Consider the following 15,986-nt stretch of genomic DNA (forward strand, 5'->3'; position numbering starts at 1 on the left):
CGCGTAACGGAGACAAGAAAGCGATGACCCGATATATCATCATCGGCGCGGGCGCCGTCGGCGCAAGCCTTGCGGCACAGTTCGAGCTTTCCGGCGTGGACTATGCGCTCGTCGGCAGAGGCGCCCAGATCCGCCATATCCTTGAGCATGGCCTCACCTATCGGCGTCCCTCCGGCACGCGCCAGCTCCGCCTGAAGGCCTCCGATACGGCGAGCCCGCCGCCCCTGCGCCGGGACGACATATTGCTCCTCACGGTCAAGGCACAGGATGCCGGGGGCGCCGTTTCCGATTGGGCCTGGCGTCCCCTCGACGGCACCGATGGCGAGACGGCGTCGAGCCTGCCGATCGTGACGTTCCAGAACGGGCTTGCCACGGAATCCATAGCGCTGCGTCGCTTCGCCAATGTCTACGGCGCCAGTATCCTCACCCCTGCCCGCTTTACCGAGACGGGCACGGTGGTCGTCGGCGGTCATCCGCAGGTCGCCGTCGTCACCGTCGGGCGCTACCCGCGTGGCACGGACGATATTGCCGCCCAGGTCGTCGCCGACCTCGCACGGTCCGAATACATCGCCGAGACCACTTCGGATATCCGCCGCTGGAAGGCAGCCAAATTGCTCCACAATGTGCGCAATGTGCTCGAACTGTTCGATGGCGCAAACGAGGAGCAGGCCCTGGTGTCCGAGGCTCTTGTCGAGGAAGCGCGCAAAGCGCTGACTGCTGCGGGCTACAGCCTGGCTTCCCCCTCGGAACGCACGATCAGCATTGCCCATTGGGTAACGGCTGAAAACAGCGGCATCGAACCGGGACAGCAATCGACCTGGCAAAGCTTCAGGCGCGGCGCATCGAGCGAGGTCGACTATCTCAATGGCGAGATCGTTCTGCTCGGGCGTCTTTCCGGCATCGCGACGCCCTATAACGAGGCTGCCCAGCAGCTTGCCGGCCGTGCCGCCGGGCAACCTGCCTTCGAGAGATTGCTGCCGCTGGAAAGGCTTCAGGCACATGCGAAGACCATCTCCGATGCAACGGGCGTCACCGCGCCGCATGCTGCCTGAAGGCGGCAGCGGCCACCACCGTTGCGCGCGATTGTGCGCTTGCCGTCTTCGACCTTGCCCCTGGCAAGTACCAACCTGCAAAGAGATGACACAATGACCCGCAGCATCGACTACTTCTTCGGCATCGGATCTCCGTGGGCCTATATCGGTCTCGACCCGTTTCTCGACCTCGCCCGGCGCTTCGGCGCAGAGGTCCGGCCCTATCTCATCCCGCTCATCGTCGAAAATGGCGGCATCTATTCACGCGACCGGCCGGATGCCCGCCGCGCCTATTGGCTGAAGGACCTTCAGCGCTGGGCGGCGCTGCGCGGCAAGGTCGTCGATTTCTCCAACCGGGCCGGACTTTCCGATCCGACACCGGCGGGTTTTCTCATTCTGGCCGCCCAGCTTGAGGGCGCGGACTGGATTGGCCTGACGCGAGCCTTGCAGGCGCCCTATTGGAGCCGCAAGGCCGATATCGGCGATATCGCGGTGCGCCGGCCGATCATCCAGGCCGCGGGGTTCGATGCGGACGCTCTGGAGACCCGGGCGGCGCAGGACGATGTCGCCGCCCTCTGGCAGTCGAACCGCGAGTTTGCAAAGGAGGCGGGTGTTTTCGGCCTGCCGACCTTCCGCTACCAGGGCGAACTCTATTGGGGCCAGGACAGCCTGCCCTTCCTGGAACGCCACCTCGAAGGCGCACGGCTCATCGCCTGACCGGATACCCGTGGAGACAGACATGCCCCTTGCACTGCCCGACGCCACCGGTCCCGCGAAGCTGGCCATCGGCATATGACCGCACTTCCTCAAGAACTCGTCGGGCAACTGAAGGCGCGCTTCGCCGAGCGCTTCACGACCAATGCAGCGGTGCTGGAGCAGCACGGCCGCGGTGAATCCCACCATGTGGCGGCCCTGCCGGATGGTGTCGTCTTCGCCGGGAGCACGCAGGAGGTTGCCGATGTCGTGACGCTTTGCGCGCAACACCGCGTTCCCGTCATTCCCTATGGCGCAGGCACGTCGCTGGAAGGGCATCTCACGGCCGTAAAGGGCGGCATCTCGCTCGACCTTTCGCATATGACCGAGATCCTGCGCATCAGCCAGGAAGACCTCGACTGCACCGTACAGGCCGGCGTCACCCGCGAGCAGCTGAACACCTGGCTGCGCGACAAGGGCCTGTTCTTCCCCATCGATCCCGGCGCGAATGCCTCGATCGGCGGCATGGTCTCTACCCGTGCTTCCGGCACCAATGCTGTCCGTTACGGCACGATGCGTGAAAACGTGCTGTCCCTGACGGTGGTTCTGCCGAACGGCGAGATCATCCAGACGGGTGGTCGAGCGCGAAAATCCTCCGCCGGGTATGACCTGACGCGGCTCTTCGTCGGCGCCGAAGGGACGCTTGGCGTCGTCACCGAGGTTACGCTGCGGCTCTACGGCATTCCGGAGCACACCGTTGCCGCGCTCTGCTCCTTCCCAAGCGTCCAACAGGCGATCGACACCGCGATCGCCGTCGTGCAGCTTGGCATTCCCGTCGCGCGCATGGAGTTCATGGACCGCGGGCTGATCGCCGCGGTCAACGCCTATTCGGGCCTGTCCCTGAAGCTGGAGGATACGCTGGCCTTCGAATTCCACGGCCCCGTCGGCGCCGTCAAGGAGCAGGTCGCGCTCGTCGCATCGCTGGTGCAGGAAAACGGCGGCAACGACTTCGAATGGGCGACATCGCCCGAGGAGAGAAACCGGCTGTGGAAGGCACGCCACAGCGCCTTCTACGCCGTCGTTTCGCAGCGACCGAATGCCAGGGGCTGGTCGTCCGACGTCTGCGTTCCGGTTTCAGAACTCGCCGGCTGCGTCCTGCACACCCGCGAATTGCTGAAGGGCTTTCCCGTCCCGGCCGCCATCCTCGGCCATGTCGGCGACGGCAACTACCACGTCGTCTTCGCCGTCGATCCTTCGAGCGAAAACGAGCTGGCCGCCGTCGCTGCCATCAACAAGAAGATGGTCGAAAAGGCACTCTCGGTCGGCGGAACGTCGACGGGCGAGCACGGCGTCGGCACGGGCAAGATCGCCTATCTCAGACAGGAACACGGCAAGGCCGTGGACCTCATGGCCGTCATCAAACACGCCCTCGATCCGCTCGGCATCATGAACCCCGGAAAGATCCTGCCGACGGCATGACGACGATCATCCACGGAAAGACTAAAAATAGGAACGACCTGTCTTTCTCTTCATCGCCGGATGGCCTAGAACCTTGCTCGCCTCATGCTGAACGGTCTCCGTCGTCTGAGGACCATAGGTGACGTACTCCAATCCGAAGCAATCCCATGAAAGAACCCATATCAGACCAGATCGTCACAGCCGCCGGAGCGCTTTTCTACGGCGAAGGCATTCGTGCTGTCGGCATAGATCGCATCATCGAGGAAGCGAACGTCGCAAAGGCGACGCTCTATCGACACTTCCCGTCGAAAGACCATCTCGTCGCGGCCTATCTTCAGGATCGCCACGAACGGGTTATCCGTTCCCTCCACGAAGCTTTGGAAGCCCAATCGGACCCGCGAAATCAGATCAAACTGATTTTCGAACGTCTGCACGAAAAGGCCGATACCCCTGAATTTCGCGGCTGCGCCTTTGCGCTTGCCGTTGCCGAACACGGCGATTCCGACCGGATCGTGTCCGTCGCCCGAACGCACAAGAAGATGGTCGGCGACATTTTCCGGGATATCATGTCGAAGGCCAACGTCGAGGGAAAGCAGGCAGGTGCACATCTTTGCCTGCTTTATGAAGGGGCGCTTGCAACCGTCGCCGTCGGACGCGATCCCCAGGCCGTTCTCGTCGCGCGCGACTGTGCGCTCGCCGTTTTCGACGCGGCCACCCTCTCCGCCAAAAGCCCGCGCTGAAGAGCACCTCTGTCCATCGATCGGCCGGAAACAGTCCAATGTTCCTATTCTCTTGGAGCACTGGGCAATATGGGGTCGGCGACGCACCCGCCGTGCGGGTGTTCGAGGAAATGCGGTTTGCGGCCGGGAACGGCGATGCCGGACAGGCTTCGGGAAATGCTGATCCACCCCGTCGCGGAAATCGAACAAAATAATCCATAGATTTAGTAGAAAAAGAATAACCAGTCTTTCTCTCTGCTGGTCTCCTGCCTACGCTGTGCACCATGATCCGCCCGGCAACAAACAGGACCCGCACCATGACTGACCGCTTCCTCCCGTTCTCCCTTTCCCGGCGCCGCCTGCTGACAGCCACCGCGGTGCTGGCATTCGCCACCCTGGTTGGCACGGCGAATTTCACGCCCGTTCAGGCAGAGGACAGCGACGCCAATGGCGGCGACATCACCTTCCTGATCGATTCCCTGGGAGACACCTGGATCCCCAACAACAGCGCGATCTCCAGCTTTCAGGGCCACATCTGGGGCCATGTCACCGACAAGCTTCTCTATGTCGATGCCGAGGGCAAGGTCAGCCCGTGGATTGCCGAACGCTGGGAGCAGAACGATGCTGCCACCGAGTTCACCCTGCATCTGAAGAGCGGCGTGACCTTCTCCGACGGCACTGCGCTCGATGCCGCGGCGGTCGTCGCCAATCTCGACATCTGGTATGCCGGCCGCAAGAGCGAGGGCATCAACCCGATCGGCCTCTTCCCGAAGACCTACGACCATGCCGAAGCTGTCGATGCGACGACGGTGAAGGTCTTCTTCAACAAGCCGACGCTCGGCTTCATCCCGACGCTCGGCTACCACGGCTCGATCCTCATCTCGCCGAAGACGCTCGCGCAGCCTGCCTCCGAGCAGGCGGACCTCAGCAAGACCTCGGGCAGCGGCCCTTATGTCGTCGACTCCTGGAAGGAAGGCGACTTCGTCAAACTGGTCAAGCGCCAGGACTACAACTGGGGACCGGCAGCCGTCGGCCATACCGGTCCGGCATTCCTGGACACGATCACCTACAAGCTCGTGTCCGAACCCTCGCTGCGCGTGGCTTCCGTCCAGTCGGGCCAGGCCGATGTTGCCTACAACGCCTCCCCTCAGGAGTTGAAGTCGCTCAAGGACGAGGGCTTCACGATTGCCACCCCGCGCTATCTCGGTTTCGTCAACGGATGGGCCGTCAACACGAAGCTGCCCCCCTATGACGACGTGAAGGTGCGCCAGGCCCTTCAGGCCGGCATCGATCGCCAGGAGATCATCGACACCGTCTACACCCCCGACTGGAAGCTCGCGACCTCCTTCATCCAGAGCAACGTGCCGGGCGCAACCGACCACAGCGACCTGCTGGCCTACAATCCCGAAAAGGCCGAAACGCTGCTCGACGAGGCGGGCTGGGTGAAGGGCGCCGACGGCATCCGCACCAAGGATGGCAAGCCGCTGTCGCTGACGCTCCACTCCAACCCCTATCTGGCGACGTCGAAGTCGGTCGACGAGCTCATCGCCCAGCAGCTCGGCAAGATCGGCTGGAAGGTCGATATCCGCGCCTATGACGTCGTGACCTTCGGCGAGAAGGTCAAGTATGGCGGACCGGCCATCCCGGCCTACGAGGTGACGCGCAGCTTCATCGACGCCGGCACCGTCGCCGGCATCCTCACCAATGCCAACAATGGCGAGAACTGGTTCGCCCTCGACGACCGCGATCCGAAGCTCAACGACCTGCGCGACAAGATCGCCGGCGCCGGCTCCACCGAGACCCGCAGCCCGCTCCTGGATGAGCTGCAGACCTACATTCTCGACCAGGGCTACTTCATCCCCCGCACGCAGATCGTCCAGCGCATCTACGTGCAGTCCCCGGCGGTCAAGGGCGAAGTCTATAACGGGGTTGCCTATGCCAGCTACTACACGGCCAAGAAAAGCGACTGATCCGCAATTCCACAAAGCAACGTGAGGTGACCGGCATGAGGAATGCCTACCTGACCTACGCCGCAAAGCGTCTTGCCCAGGCCCTGGTCGTCATCCTGCTGACCTACGTCTTCACCTTTGTCGTGGTCAGCATTCTGCCGGGTGACCCCATCACCAACGTCCTGAACAATCCGCAGAGCGGGTTCACGCAGGAGGAGATCAAGGAGATCATCGCCGCCCAGGGCCTGGACAGGCCGGTGCTTGTCCAGCTCTGGTCGTCGTTCTCCGGCTTCGTCACCGGCGATCTTGGCCTGTCCATGCGCTCCCATCGGCCGGTGGCGACCCTGATCGCCGAGGTGCTTCCGTCGACGCTGGTCCTCGCGGCGTCGGGCCTTGCGGTCGCGCTGGTCCTGGCCGCCACGGTCGCCTACGGCACCCAGTTCGTTCCCAAGAGGTACGGCCAGGGGCTGCTGCGCGGCTTCCCGTCGCTGTTCCTGTCCGTGCCGAATTTCGTCATCGGCCTGGTGCTGATCCATTTCTTCGGCTTCCAGCTCGGCGTCTTCCGCGTCATCGAACCGGACAGCGTCTGGGCAACCCTCTTTGCGGCGATCGCGCTCGGCATTCCGATTTCCGCCCAGATTGCCGAAGTGCTGATCGCAAACCTCGACAACGAGGCGGCGCAGGAATATGCGGCCGTCGCGCGCGGTCGCGGCCTGGGTCAGGCGCGCCTCTTCGCCAAGCACCTGCTCAAGCCTTCGTCACTTCCGGTCGTCACCGTCATCGCGCTCACCATCGGCGAATTGCTGGGCGGATCCCTCATCACCGAGACGGTGTTCGGGCGCACGGGCATCGGCAGTCTGGTGCAGCGGTCGGTCAGCACGCAGGACCTGCCCGTCCTGCAAGCGATCGTCTCGCTCGCGGCGGTGGTTTTCGTGCTCGTCAACCTGATCGCCGACCTGCTCTACCCGCTGCTCGACCCGCGCGTGACGCTTCTCGGCGGACCGAAATCCCGTGCCGATACCGAGGACGGCACGACCGGCGTTTCTCCGGCGGTGGCATCATGACCCTCACCTCCTATTCCACCACCCCCGGCATTTCCATCCGCAAAAGCCGTCTTCGCGTGCCGCCGACCGTCACGCTCTCCTTTGCGATCGTCGCGCTGGTGCTGGCCTGGTCACTCGCCCCGGCCCTCTTCACGAGCCTCAGCCCGGTCAACGGCTTTCCCGCCGACAAGCTGCTGGGGCCAAGCTTCACCCATTGGTTCGGCACCGACCATCTGGGCCGCGACGTCTACACCCGCGTCGTCTATGGCACCGCCTCCTCGGTTTCGAGCGCGCTCATCGCCGTCGTCATCGGCGTCGTCGCCGGCGGCATCATCGGTCTGCTCGCCGGTTTCTTCGGCGGCTGGGTGGATACGGTGCTTGCCCGCCTGGTCGATGTGCTGCTCGCCATCCCGAAATTCCTGCTGGCCGTCATCGTCGTGACGGCGATCGGTTTCGACACCATCAATGCGGCCATCGCCACCGGCGTTTCGGCAGTTGCCGTCTTTGCGCGCGTCATGCGCTCGGAAGTCATCAAGACCCGGCGCGCGACCTTCGTCGAAGCCTCGTTCCTCCTGGGAGGCACGCGCGCGCATATCCTGTGGCGGCATGTCCTGCCGAATGCGTCGCGCTCGGTGCTGCCGCTCGCGGTGCTCCATTTCGGGGACTCGATCCTCGTCATCGCCAGCCTTGCCTTCCTCGGATACGGCGACCCGCCGCCGGCCTCCGACTGGGGCCTGCTGATCTCGATCGGCAAGGATTACCTCAAATGGCCGTGGCTGGTTTACGCCCCCGCCTTTGTCACGATCGCGACCGTCCTCTCTGTGAACAGGATCAGCCGATGGCTACGCAAGACAGACTGACCACCCTTCCCTTCCGCAAGGATCTGACCGTGCCGGTATCGACGCCCCTGCTGCGCACCGAAGACCTGTCGGTTTCCTACGGCTCGCAACGGGTCGTCACCGGAGTCGGCTTCGAGCTTGCCCGCGGCAGGAGCCTCGCCCTTATCGGGGAATCCGGCTCGGGCAAATCGACCATCGCCCGCGCCGTGCTGCGGCTTCTCGCCGGCGGTGGGCGCGCGACGGGCCGAGTGGAATTCGACGGCGAGGAGGTGCTCGGGCTTTCGGAACGCCGCTTCCGCCCGCTGCGGGGTCGGGCCATGGGCTTCGTGCCGCAGGATCCCGGCAATTCGCTCAACCCGGTGCGGACGATCGGCGCCCAGGCGATGGAAGCGGCGGCGCTGCTCGACGAGCCGAACAAAGCCATTCGCAAGGCGCTCGTCCTGGAAACATTTTCGCAGGTCGGGCTCGACAACCCCCAGCGCGTCTACGATTCCTATCCGCACCAGCTCTCCGGCGGCATGCTGCAACGCGTGCTGATCGGCCTGGCCGTCCTCCCGCGGCCAAAGCTGCTGGTCGCGGACGAGCCGACCTCCGCGCTCGACGTCACCATCCAGAAGCGGATCCTCGATCTGCTTTCGCGCCTGCAAAGCGACCTCGACATCAGCCTCCTTCTCATCACGCACGACCTTGCGATCGCCGCCGAGCGTGCCGATTCCCTCGTGGTGCTCAAGGACGGCCTCATCCAGGAGGCCGGGAGCACCGCATCGGTCTTCGCCTCCCCGAAATCCGCCTATGCGCGAAAACTCCACGCCGACGTGCCCGCGCTCAATCCCGACCGCTACGCCGCGCTGCGCGATCCTGGCTTTCACCGCCTCAATGCCGGCGCAGAGAAAGAACCGAAGATCGCGGTGAATGCCGTCACCAAGACATTCGCCCTCGACGGCAAGCGGCTGACAGCCGTCAACGGCGTCTCCTTCTCCGTGCCCGCCGGCACGACCCACGCGCTGGTCGGCGAATCCGGTTCCGGCAAGACGACGACGATCCGCCTCCTGCTTGGCCTGGAGGAGCCCGACGCCGGTCAGATCTCCGTCGCCGGAGAACGGCTGGACGGCCGCTCGCATACATCGCTGCGCACGACCTGGCGTCATCTGCAGCTCGTCTACCAGAACCCCTTCACCTCGCTCGATCCGACGTGGAAGGTCGAGCAGCTGGTGCGCGAACCGCTCGACCGGTTCAGGATCGGCACCCGTGAGGAACGGGACGAGCGGGTTCGCGAGGCGCTGGCCAATGTCGGCCTCGGCGAGCATCTGCTCGCCCGCAAGCCGGACGCCTTGTCGGGTGGCCAGCGCCAGCGCGTGGCGATTGCCCGGGCGCTCGTTCTCAAGCCGGACGTGATCGTGCTCGACGAGCCCACCTCCGCGCTCGATGTCAGCGTCCAGGCCGATATCATCGAGGTCCTGTTGTCGTTGCAGGCCAGGCTGGGTCTGACCTATGTATTCGTCTCGCACGATCTCGCGCTGGTGCGCCAGCTCGCGCACACGGTTTCGGTGATGCAGCACGGCCGCATCGTCGAACATGGCACGGTCGCCGACATCTTCGACCATCCCAAGGCGCCTTATACCCGGTCGCTGCTGGACTCGATCCCGGCCGGTCTCGCCCGCCCCGCCCCCGTGGCGCGCCCGCAGACCCGGCAGATCCTCATCGCGGAAAAGATCGCATGACCATCGCCGCACCCGCCCATACCCTGCCCGCATCGTTCCGCCCGAAACAGCGGCTCGGCTTCAATACACGCGTCTCGTTCAATGACGATGCCGGTCCGGCACAGGGCCTGCGCGAGGGCATCGACCTGTTCAAGGCGGCCGAACAGCTGGGCTTCCAGTCCGGCTGGGCCTACCAGCGGCACTTCGACCACTATCTCTCCTCGCCGCTTCCGTTCTTCGCCGCCGCCGGCCAGCACACAAGCCGGATCACGCTCGGTTCGGCGGTCATCCCGATGCGCTATCAGGACCCGATCCTGCTCGCCGAAGCGGCCGGAACGACCGATCTTCTGATCGGCGGCCGGCTGGAACTGGCCATCGCCACCGGCGCCAATGGCGCCTTCGATGCCGTGTTCGGCGCCGTCGAGACGGATGCCCGCACGGAAGCAAAACGCCGCCAGGCCCGCTTTCTTGCCGCCATCTCCGGCGAGGTGCTTCACACCGTCGTGGAAGCCAGCCAGGGTGTGCCGGAAGGTGCCGAGCTGCGCGTGACCCCGCATAGTCCGGGCCTCCGCGCCCGGATCCGGCAGGGTTCGGCCAGCATCGATTCCGCCGTGCAGGCTGCTGAACTCGGCATCGGCCTCATTTCGGGAACCGTGCAGCACGGCCAGGCCGAGGGCGAGACCTTCGGCGCCTATCAGGCCCGCATCATCGAGGCCTATCGCTCCACCTGGCATAAGACTTGGGGCACTGCGCCGCCATCGGTCGCCGTCGCCGCCTCGATCCTCGTCGGCACCACGGCCGAACTCCGGGAGAAATACGCGGCCTATGACCTCGAACGCCGGACGCTCGGCATCGCCGCCTCCCGCCCGAAGGGTGCACTGGCGCCCGCCAGCCAGCCTGCGCCCGCAGGCGCCCAGATTTCCCCGGTCTTTCAGGGCACGCCCGATCAGGTGATCGAAGCCGTGTTCAAGGACCCCGGCCTTGCCGCGGCGGACGAGATCGTCCTCTTCCTGCCGCCCGCCTACGGGCTTGCCGAGAATATAAGGCTGCTGAGCGATCTGGCGGAAACGGTCGCGCCAGGGCTCGGCTGGTCGCCCGCACGATGACTGGCCTATCGCCGGATTCTCTCGGAGGTGATCCCGAGGGAATATTTTCTACCATTTCACTAGAAAGAGAAAGACCTGTCTTCCTCATCACGGCACATCGTCTTAACGTGCCCGCATTATCGGTAAAAGATTGGAGCTCCCATGGCCGCGGAATTCATCAGCGTTAGCTTCCCGAACGCCTCGAACGACCTGACCCCTCTTCCCGACGCGCCGGTGGATCCGCTTTTCCTGGAGCGCTATGCCCGCGCCCTCGACGATTACGGGTTCAACTATACCCTGCTGCCCTACTCCTCCTCGTCCTTCGATCCGTTCACGCTCGGCGCCACGGTTCTCGCCCACACCAGGAACATCAAGATCATCGTCGCGCTGCGCCCCAACACCGTCTATCCGACGGTTGCGGCCAAATCGCTTGCAACGCTCGATCAGCTGAGCGGCGGCCGGGTCGTCGTGCACTTCATTGCCGGCGGCAGCGACGAGGAGCAGGCCCGCGAGGGCGATTTCCTCAACAAGGAGGAGCGCTACGAGCGGCAGGAAGAATATATTCGCATCCTGCGCCTGGCCTGGACCTCGAAGGAGCCCTTCGATTTCGACGGCAAGTATTACCAGTTCAAGCAGTTCCGCAGCGCGGTGCGCCCGACGCAGGGGCTGATCCCGATTTCGCTCGGCGGCTCGTCGGATGCAGCCTACCGCATCGGCGGTTCGCTCTGCGACATCTTCGGCCTCTGGGGAGAGCCGCTGGCGGAGACGAAGCAGCAGATCGACCGGATCTATGCGGAAGCCGCCAAAGCCGGCCGGACCGATCGTCCGCGCATCTGGGTCACCTTCCGCCCGATCGTCGCCGAAACCGACGAACTCGCCTGGGAAAAGGCACACCGGGTTCTGGAGCGGCTGAACGACAACCGCCAGAAGGGCCTCGGACGTTCACCCCTTTCCGCTCCACGTCCTGCCAATGTCGGGTCCCAGCGTCTCCTCGAAATCGCGGCGCGCGGCGACGTGCATGACCGGGCCCTGTGGTATCCGACGGTCACCGCGACCAATGCCGGCGGCGCCACCACGGCGCTGGTGGGATCGCCGCGCACGATTGCCGATTCCATCCTCGACTACATCGATCTCGGCGCCGATCTCATCTCGATCCGTGGCTACGACAATTTCAACGACGCGGTCGATTACGGCCGCTATGTCCTGCCGCTCGTGCGCGAAGGCATCCGCCAGCGAGAAGATGCCAAGAAGACGGCCGCCGCCTGATGACGGCGCTGTTGCTGAACCAGCCGGAAAGCCCCGGCGGCACGCCCTATGACACGGACGTGCTGAACGCCACGACCCGCGCACTCGCTGAAGCGGCACCGGACGCCGACCGTACCGGTGCGTTCCCCTGGCCGGGCATCCATGCCGTTCACGAGAGCGGTCTCCTGGAAAGCACCGTCGCCATCCGTCATGGCGGACAAGGCGCTAGCCTCTACGATGCCGCCTACATTCTGGCGGCACTCGGCCGGGGCGACCCGTCGGTCGCCCTCATCAGCGCCATGACGATCTTCAACCATCTCGGTCAGGCGGGGAAGAACCACTGGCCGGAGGGTCTCTACACGCGCCTGCTGGCGGAGGCGAAGCACCGTCCGCTCCTCCTCAACGCCGCCCGCGTCGAGCCGGACCTCGGCTCGCCGGCGCGCGGCGGCCTGCCTGCAACGCTTGCCCGGCGCACGGCGACCGGCTGGTCGATCACCGGCCGCAAGCGCTTCGTGACCGGCGCGCACGGCCTCACGCATTTCCTGGTGTGGGCGCATACCGACGAGACGCCGGCGCGTGTCGGGACCTTCGTCGTGCCGAACGGCCTTCCCGGCATTCGGGTGATCGAAAACTGGAGCAGCCTCGGCATGCGCGCCACGGGTTCGCATGACGTCGAATACGCCGATGTCGAGATTCCAGCGGACGACGTTCTCGAACTCGTCGATCCGTCCGTCGCCCAGCAGGACAACCGCGCCCATGCGGGGATCACGCTGGCGCTGACCGCCATTTACCTCGGCGTGGCGGAAGCCGCACAGGCAGCCTTCATCCGCTTTGCCCATGAGCGCATCCCCACCAATCTCGGCCATCCCATCGCCCGCACGGAGCGGTTCGTAACGCTTTCGGGCGAAATCGACCTTCTCGTCTCCGGTGCCCGCCAGATCATCTTCGATGCGCTCGGGGCGCAGCAGAGCGAACCCGAACGGCTGATCAGAGCGCGTATTCTTGCCGGGCGGCACTTGCGCGAGGCCGTCCAGATCGCGGTGCGCGGCATCGGCAATCCGGGCCTCGGCGCCGATCTCGGACTTGAACGGCATTTCCGGGACATCCAGTCCGTGCTCGTCCATGCGCCGCAGGAAGATACGTCCATCGCGATACTGGGCCGCTCCGCCTTCGATGCGTGGAAGCAGACCGAGGCCGGCGGATCGAGCCATCCAACGAGAGCACCTGTTCTCAAGACGGCATGACGGGAAGGACTTCCGTCTCTCTGACAGCTTCACGCGAACCATTGAGGGAATTTGAATGAGCAACAATCTGATCGTCGGCTTCTCGGGAAACATCACCCGTCCGTCGAGCACGAGAGCTTTCGTGGAAAGCGTCACGGAAGCGCTCGCAAGAAAGGTTGGCCGGCAGCATGTGGTCTTCGACATCGAGGACCTCGGATCATCCTTGGCGGCGGCAAGGTCGGTGGCTGGCCTGGCCCCCGAAGCACGCAATGTGATCCGAACGATTGTCGAGGCTGACGCGCTCGTTATCGGATCTCCGACCTACAAGGGGAGCTATACGGGTCTCTTCAAGCACGTCATCGATCTGCTCGATCCCGCCGATTTACGCGGCAAGCCGATCGTGTTGACGGCAACCGGCGGCGGAGACAGGCATTCGCTCGTTGTCGAGCACCAGTTGCGACCGCTTTTTGCATTTTTCGAGGCCTTTGTTGCGCCGACCGCGATCTATGCCTCGGGTCGTGATTTCATCGACGGCACAGTGTCGCCCGTCATACTCGGTCGCGTGAATCAGGCAATCACGGAAGCTTCCCTGCTGATCGGCGCACAGCCGATTTCGGCGGCAGTCGCGGCGGAATAGGCTGCCGCCATGTTCCGCGCGATCCGCATTTGTCGCAGGCACCCGGATTTGCAGGCGATGCGAGCGCCGCGAGGATAGAGACCAATGATACCAGCAAAAAAACATGTAGTCGGAATTACCGACCACATGATCGGCGCGCCCGATCTCGAAGCCGGCGTGCTCGGTGACGATGTCGAGATAGACTTCTTCGCCAGCACGGACGAGGCGTCCTTCACCCCCGACCGGCTGGCGAGGCTCGATGCCCTGATGGTCTGGGGTGCGAGACTCGGGCCGAAAAGCATCGCCCACCTGACCCGTTGCAAGGGTGTCGTGCGCTATGGCGTCGGCTACGAGAAGATCGATCTTCATGCGCTCGCAGAGGCCGGCATCCCCTTCGCCAACAATCCGGACTATGGCACCGAGGAGGTCGCAGACCACGCCGTTGCGATGATCCTTTCCCTGCACCGACGGCTTTGGGAACATGACGCCCGCGCCCGCGGATACACATCCGGATGGCAGGTCCATAGCCTGAAGCCGCTTTCACGCTCCAACAGAGCCACGGTCGGCGTTGTCGGCGTCGGCCGGATCGGAACGGCGGTGATCAACCGGCTGAAGCCCTTCGGCTTCCGTCTTCTCGGTTATGATCCAAACCAGCCGCCAGGGCATGAAAAGGCCATCGGCTATGAACGGCCGGAGCGACTGGACGAACTCTTTTCCCAATCGGATATCGTCACGCTCCATTGTCCGGCAAACGACGAGACTCGCGGCATCCTGAATGCCGATGGCCTCGCGAAGCTGAAGCCCGGGGCCATCGTCGTTAACACCGCGCGCGGAGACCTGATCGAGGATCTCGATGCGCTCGAGGCCGCACTGCGGAGCGGGCATCTCGCTGCGGCCGCTATCGATACGCTGGTCAAGGAACCGCCCGGCGTTCATCCGCTGCTTACGGCGTGGCGCAACCGCGAGGACTGGATTGCAGGCCGATTGGTAATCACGCCGCACAATGCCTTCTACTCTGACCACGCGTCCGTCGAGATGCGTCGCAATGCGGCGAAGACGGTGAGAATTCTGCTCGATGAAGGCAAACTCAGAAACCGCGTCACGGAAAGATCGTGAGCAGCGGTGACATAGCGCCGATGGAGGTTCGCCGGACACAAACGGCTATCGTTTTGTGTCCGATCCGCGCACGAACGCTTCCAGGCGGTCGAAGAAGGTCCGCCAGGCGGCTTCCTGCGGGAGCGGGATATGATTGCGGCTCTCAAGAAGCACGAATTCCGCTCCGGCAATGCGGCTGGCCAGTTCCCGACCCTGGTCGAGCGGCTGGACGCTGTCTCCACGCGCGTGCACGACGAGGGTCGGAATGTCGATCTCTTCCACGATGGAGCTGACGTCGAACGTATCGACCGCCCGGTGCAGGGCGACGGCATTGTCCGGCGAGGTCGTGCGGCACTGAAGGCTCACGAGCGACTCGATCTGCTCGCGCGTGCCGTCGGGAATGAACATCGTCGCAAACGCATCGATGAAAGCACTTCCGGCTCGCCCCCAGCCGTGGCGCATCAGCGTCAGGATCGCCTCGGCCTGCTGCCGCTCGCCCTCGCGCATGCGGATCAGCCGGCCCTCGACAAAACCGCCATGCAGGACGAGATGGGACACCCGTTCGGGATGGCGGTGCGCATAGGCCAGGGCGATCGGCGCGCCCTGGGAGGTGCCGTAGAGGGCGAAGCGTTCGAAACCGGCCGCGTCGACGACCGCCGCGAGGTCGTCGACGAACCGGTCGAGCGAGAGGTCGCCGATATCCCAGTCGGAAAGACCGTTTCCGCGCTGGTCGTATCGCGCGACCCGAAAGGCGCTGTTCAGCCTGTCGAGGAACGGCCGCCAGATCGGACTGGTCCAGTCGTGATCGAGATGGGTCAGCCAATGCCCGGCCTTGACGAGCGGATAGCCCTCCCCGCTCGTGGCATAGGCGATCCGGGTCCCGTCACGTGAACGACAGAAGGCGATGTGCTGGTTGCCCGCCGCCGCAGGCGACCTGCCGGGCGCTTCCACCGCGACGTCTCCGACGAAGCGGAAACCCCGGCGGGGAAAGGTCCGTATCCATCGCTGCCGCTTGCCGTCGTCCTCGACCGCCGAACGCGCAGCGCTGATCCTCGCGCTGACCGCGGCCTCCGAGACGATCCGGCCACCCCAGATCGCCTCGACAAGATCGTCCGTGGTGACGACGCGATCGCGCGATTCGATCAGGTATAGCAGAAGGTCGAAGACCTGCGGTTCGACCGGGCGCGGTTGTCCCCGCGCGAGCAGTTCGCGCGTTTCCCGTACGAGCTCGAAATCGCCGAACCGATAACGCATGGGCAACAGTATAGACGGCCGGCATCCCGCCGGCAG

The 15,986-nt window shown here is 64.5% G+C and carries 14 protein-coding genes; 13 read left to right on the top strand and 1 reads right to left on the bottom strand.

Translation table 11 applies throughout. The features are described from left to right. Positions 1–23: 23 nt before the first annotated feature. The 13 genes from EV665_RS15530 to EV665_RS15590 all read left to right on the top strand — a co-directional run bounded on the left by EV665_RS15530 (position 24) and on the right by EV665_RS15590 (position 14,717). On the top strand, positions 24–1,052 hold the full coding sequence (locus EV665_RS15530) for a ketopantoate reductase family protein (RefSeq protein ID WP_133034758.1): 1,029 nt from the start codon (positions 24–26) through the stop codon (positions 1,050–1,052). A gap of 93 nt (positions 1,053–1,145) precedes the next feature. Next, positions 1,146–1,748, top strand: a complete 603-nt coding sequence (locus EV665_RS15535; RefSeq protein WP_133034759.1) for a 2-hydroxychromene-2-carboxylate isomerase — start codon at positions 1,146–1,148, stop codon at positions 1,746–1,748. A gap of 75 nt (positions 1,749–1,823) precedes the next feature. After that, a complete protein-coding gene (locus EV665_RS15540) occupies positions 1,824–3,203 on the top strand; it encodes an FAD-binding oxidoreductase (RefSeq protein ID WP_133034760.1) in 1,380 nt (459 codons plus the stop codon). Between the two features lie 146 nt (positions 3,204–3,349). After that, positions 3,350–3,922, top strand: coding sequence for a TetR/AcrR family transcriptional regulator (locus EV665_RS15545; RefSeq protein WP_133034761.1), 573 nt, complete (start codon positions 3,350–3,352; stop codon positions 3,920–3,922). 296 nt (positions 3,923–4,218) lie between these two features. Further along, on the top strand, positions 4,219–5,871 hold the full coding sequence (locus tag EV665_RS15550) for an ABC transporter substrate-binding protein (RefSeq protein WP_133034762.1): 1,653 nt from the start codon (positions 4,219–4,221) through the stop codon (positions 5,869–5,871). 35 nt (positions 5,872–5,906) lie between these two features. Then, positions 5,907–6,914 carry an ABC transporter permease gene (locus tag EV665_RS15555; protein ID WP_133034763.1) on the top strand — a complete coding sequence of 336 codons (1,008 nt, stop codon included), beginning with the start codon at positions 5,907–5,909 and terminating at the stop codon, positions 6,912–6,914. Beyond that, on the top strand, positions 6,911–7,753 hold the full coding sequence (locus EV665_RS15560; protein WP_133034764.1) for an ABC transporter permease: 843 nt from the start codon (positions 6,911–6,913) through the stop codon (positions 7,751–7,753). Before EV665_RS15555 ends, EV665_RS15560 begins: the two co-directional genes overlap by 4 nt. Then, positions 7,732–9,453 (top strand): dipeptide ABC transporter ATP-binding protein, encoded by a 1,722-nt coding sequence (locus EV665_RS15565; RefSeq protein WP_133034765.1) that lies wholly within the window; start codon positions 7,732–7,734, stop codon positions 9,451–9,453. Before EV665_RS15560 ends, EV665_RS15565 begins: the two co-directional genes overlap by 22 nt. Further along, positions 9,450–10,538 carry an LLM class flavin-dependent oxidoreductase gene (locus EV665_RS15570; protein WP_133034766.1) on the top strand — a complete coding sequence of 363 codons (1,089 nt, stop codon included), beginning with the start codon at positions 9,450–9,452 and terminating at the stop codon, positions 10,536–10,538. The genes EV665_RS15565 and EV665_RS15570 overlap by 4 nt, the downstream gene beginning before the upstream one ends. 141 nt (positions 10,539–10,679) lie before the next feature. Further along, a complete protein-coding gene (locus EV665_RS15575) occupies positions 10,680–11,783 on the top strand; it encodes an LLM class flavin-dependent oxidoreductase (RefSeq protein ID WP_133034767.1) in 1,104 nt (367 codons plus the stop codon). Then, complete coding sequence (locus EV665_RS15580) at positions 11,783–13,006, top strand: acyl-CoA dehydrogenase family protein (protein WP_133034768.1); 1,224 nt, start codon at positions 11,783–11,785, stop codon at positions 13,004–13,006. Before EV665_RS15575 ends, EV665_RS15580 begins: the two co-directional genes overlap by 1 nt. 55 nt (positions 13,007–13,061) lie before the next feature. Then, on the top strand, positions 13,062–13,622 hold the full coding sequence (msuE, locus tag EV665_RS15585; RefSeq protein ID WP_133034769.1) for an FMN reductase: 561 nt from the start codon (positions 13,062–13,064) through the stop codon (positions 13,620–13,622). A gap of 84 nt (positions 13,623–13,706) precedes the next feature. Then, the gene (locus EV665_RS15590; protein WP_133034770.1) at positions 13,707–14,717 is read left to right on the top strand and encodes a C-terminal binding protein; all 1,011 of its coding nucleotides are present in this window, start codon (positions 13,707–13,709) and stop codon (positions 14,715–14,717) included. A gap of 45 nt (positions 14,718–14,762) precedes the next feature. Here EV665_RS15590 and EV665_RS15595 read toward each other — a convergent pair whose 3' ends face one another. Continuing rightward, on the bottom strand, positions 14,763–15,950 hold the full coding sequence (locus tag EV665_RS15595; RefSeq protein WP_162853072.1) for an alpha/beta hydrolase: 1,188 nt from the start codon (positions 15,948–15,950) through the stop codon (positions 14,763–14,765). Between the last annotated feature and the right edge of the window lie 36 nt (positions 15,951–15,986).

This window comes from Shinella granuli (assembly GCF_004341885.1).
Classification (GTDB): domain Bacteria; phylum Pseudomonadota; class Alphaproteobacteria; order Rhizobiales; family Rhizobiaceae; genus Shinella; species Shinella granuli.

Excerpts from the sequence above, each read along its gene's own strand:
- EV665_RS15570 (WP_133034766.1), top strand. The coding sequence starts at position 9,450 with ATGACCATCGCCGCACCCGCCCATACCCTGCCCGCATCGTTCCGCCCG.
- EV665_RS15540 (WP_133034760.1), top strand. The coding sequence starts at position 1,824 with ATGACCGCACTTCCTCAAGAACTCGTCGGGCAACTGAAGGCGCGCTTC.
- EV665_RS15565 (WP_133034765.1), top strand. The coding sequence starts at position 7,732 with ATGGCTACGCAAGACAGACTGACCACCCTTCCCTTCCGCAAGGATCTG.
- EV665_RS15590 (WP_133034770.1), top strand. The coding sequence starts at position 13,707 with ATGATACCAGCAAAAAAACATGTAGTCGGAATTACCGACCACATGATC.
- EV665_RS15555 (WP_133034763.1), top strand. The coding sequence starts at position 5,907 with ATGAGGAATGCCTACCTGACCTACGCCGCAAAGCGTCTTGCCCAGGCC.
- msuE (WP_133034769.1), top strand. The coding sequence starts at position 13,062 with ATGAGCAACAATCTGATCGTCGGCTTCTCGGGAAACATCACCCGTCCG.
- EV665_RS15530 (WP_133034758.1), top strand. The coding sequence starts at position 24 with ATGACCCGATATATCATCATCGGCGCGGGCGCCGTCGGCGCAAGCCTT.
- EV665_RS15575 (WP_133034767.1), top strand. The coding sequence starts at position 10,680 with ATGGCCGCGGAATTCATCAGCGTTAGCTTCCCGAACGCCTCGAACGAC.
- EV665_RS15545 (WP_133034761.1), top strand. The coding sequence starts at position 3,350 with ATGAAAGAACCCATATCAGACCAGATCGTCACAGCCGCCGGAGCGCTT.
- EV665_RS15550 (WP_133034762.1), top strand. The coding sequence starts at position 4,219 with ATGACTGACCGCTTCCTCCCGTTCTCCCTTTCCCGGCGCCGCCTGCTG.
- EV665_RS15560 (WP_133034764.1), top strand. The coding sequence starts at position 6,911 with ATGACCCTCACCTCCTATTCCACCACCCCCGGCATTTCCATCCGCAAA.
- EV665_RS15595 (WP_162853072.1), bottom strand. The coding sequence starts at position 15,950 with ATGCGTTATCGGTTCGGCGATTTCGAGCTCGTACGGGAAACGCGCGAA.
- EV665_RS15535 (WP_133034759.1), top strand. The coding sequence starts at position 1,146 with ATGACCCGCAGCATCGACTACTTCTTCGGCATCGGATCTCCGTGGGCC.
- EV665_RS15580 (WP_133034768.1), top strand. The coding sequence starts at position 11,783 with ATGACGGCGCTGTTGCTGAACCAGCCGGAAAGCCCCGGCGGCACGCCC.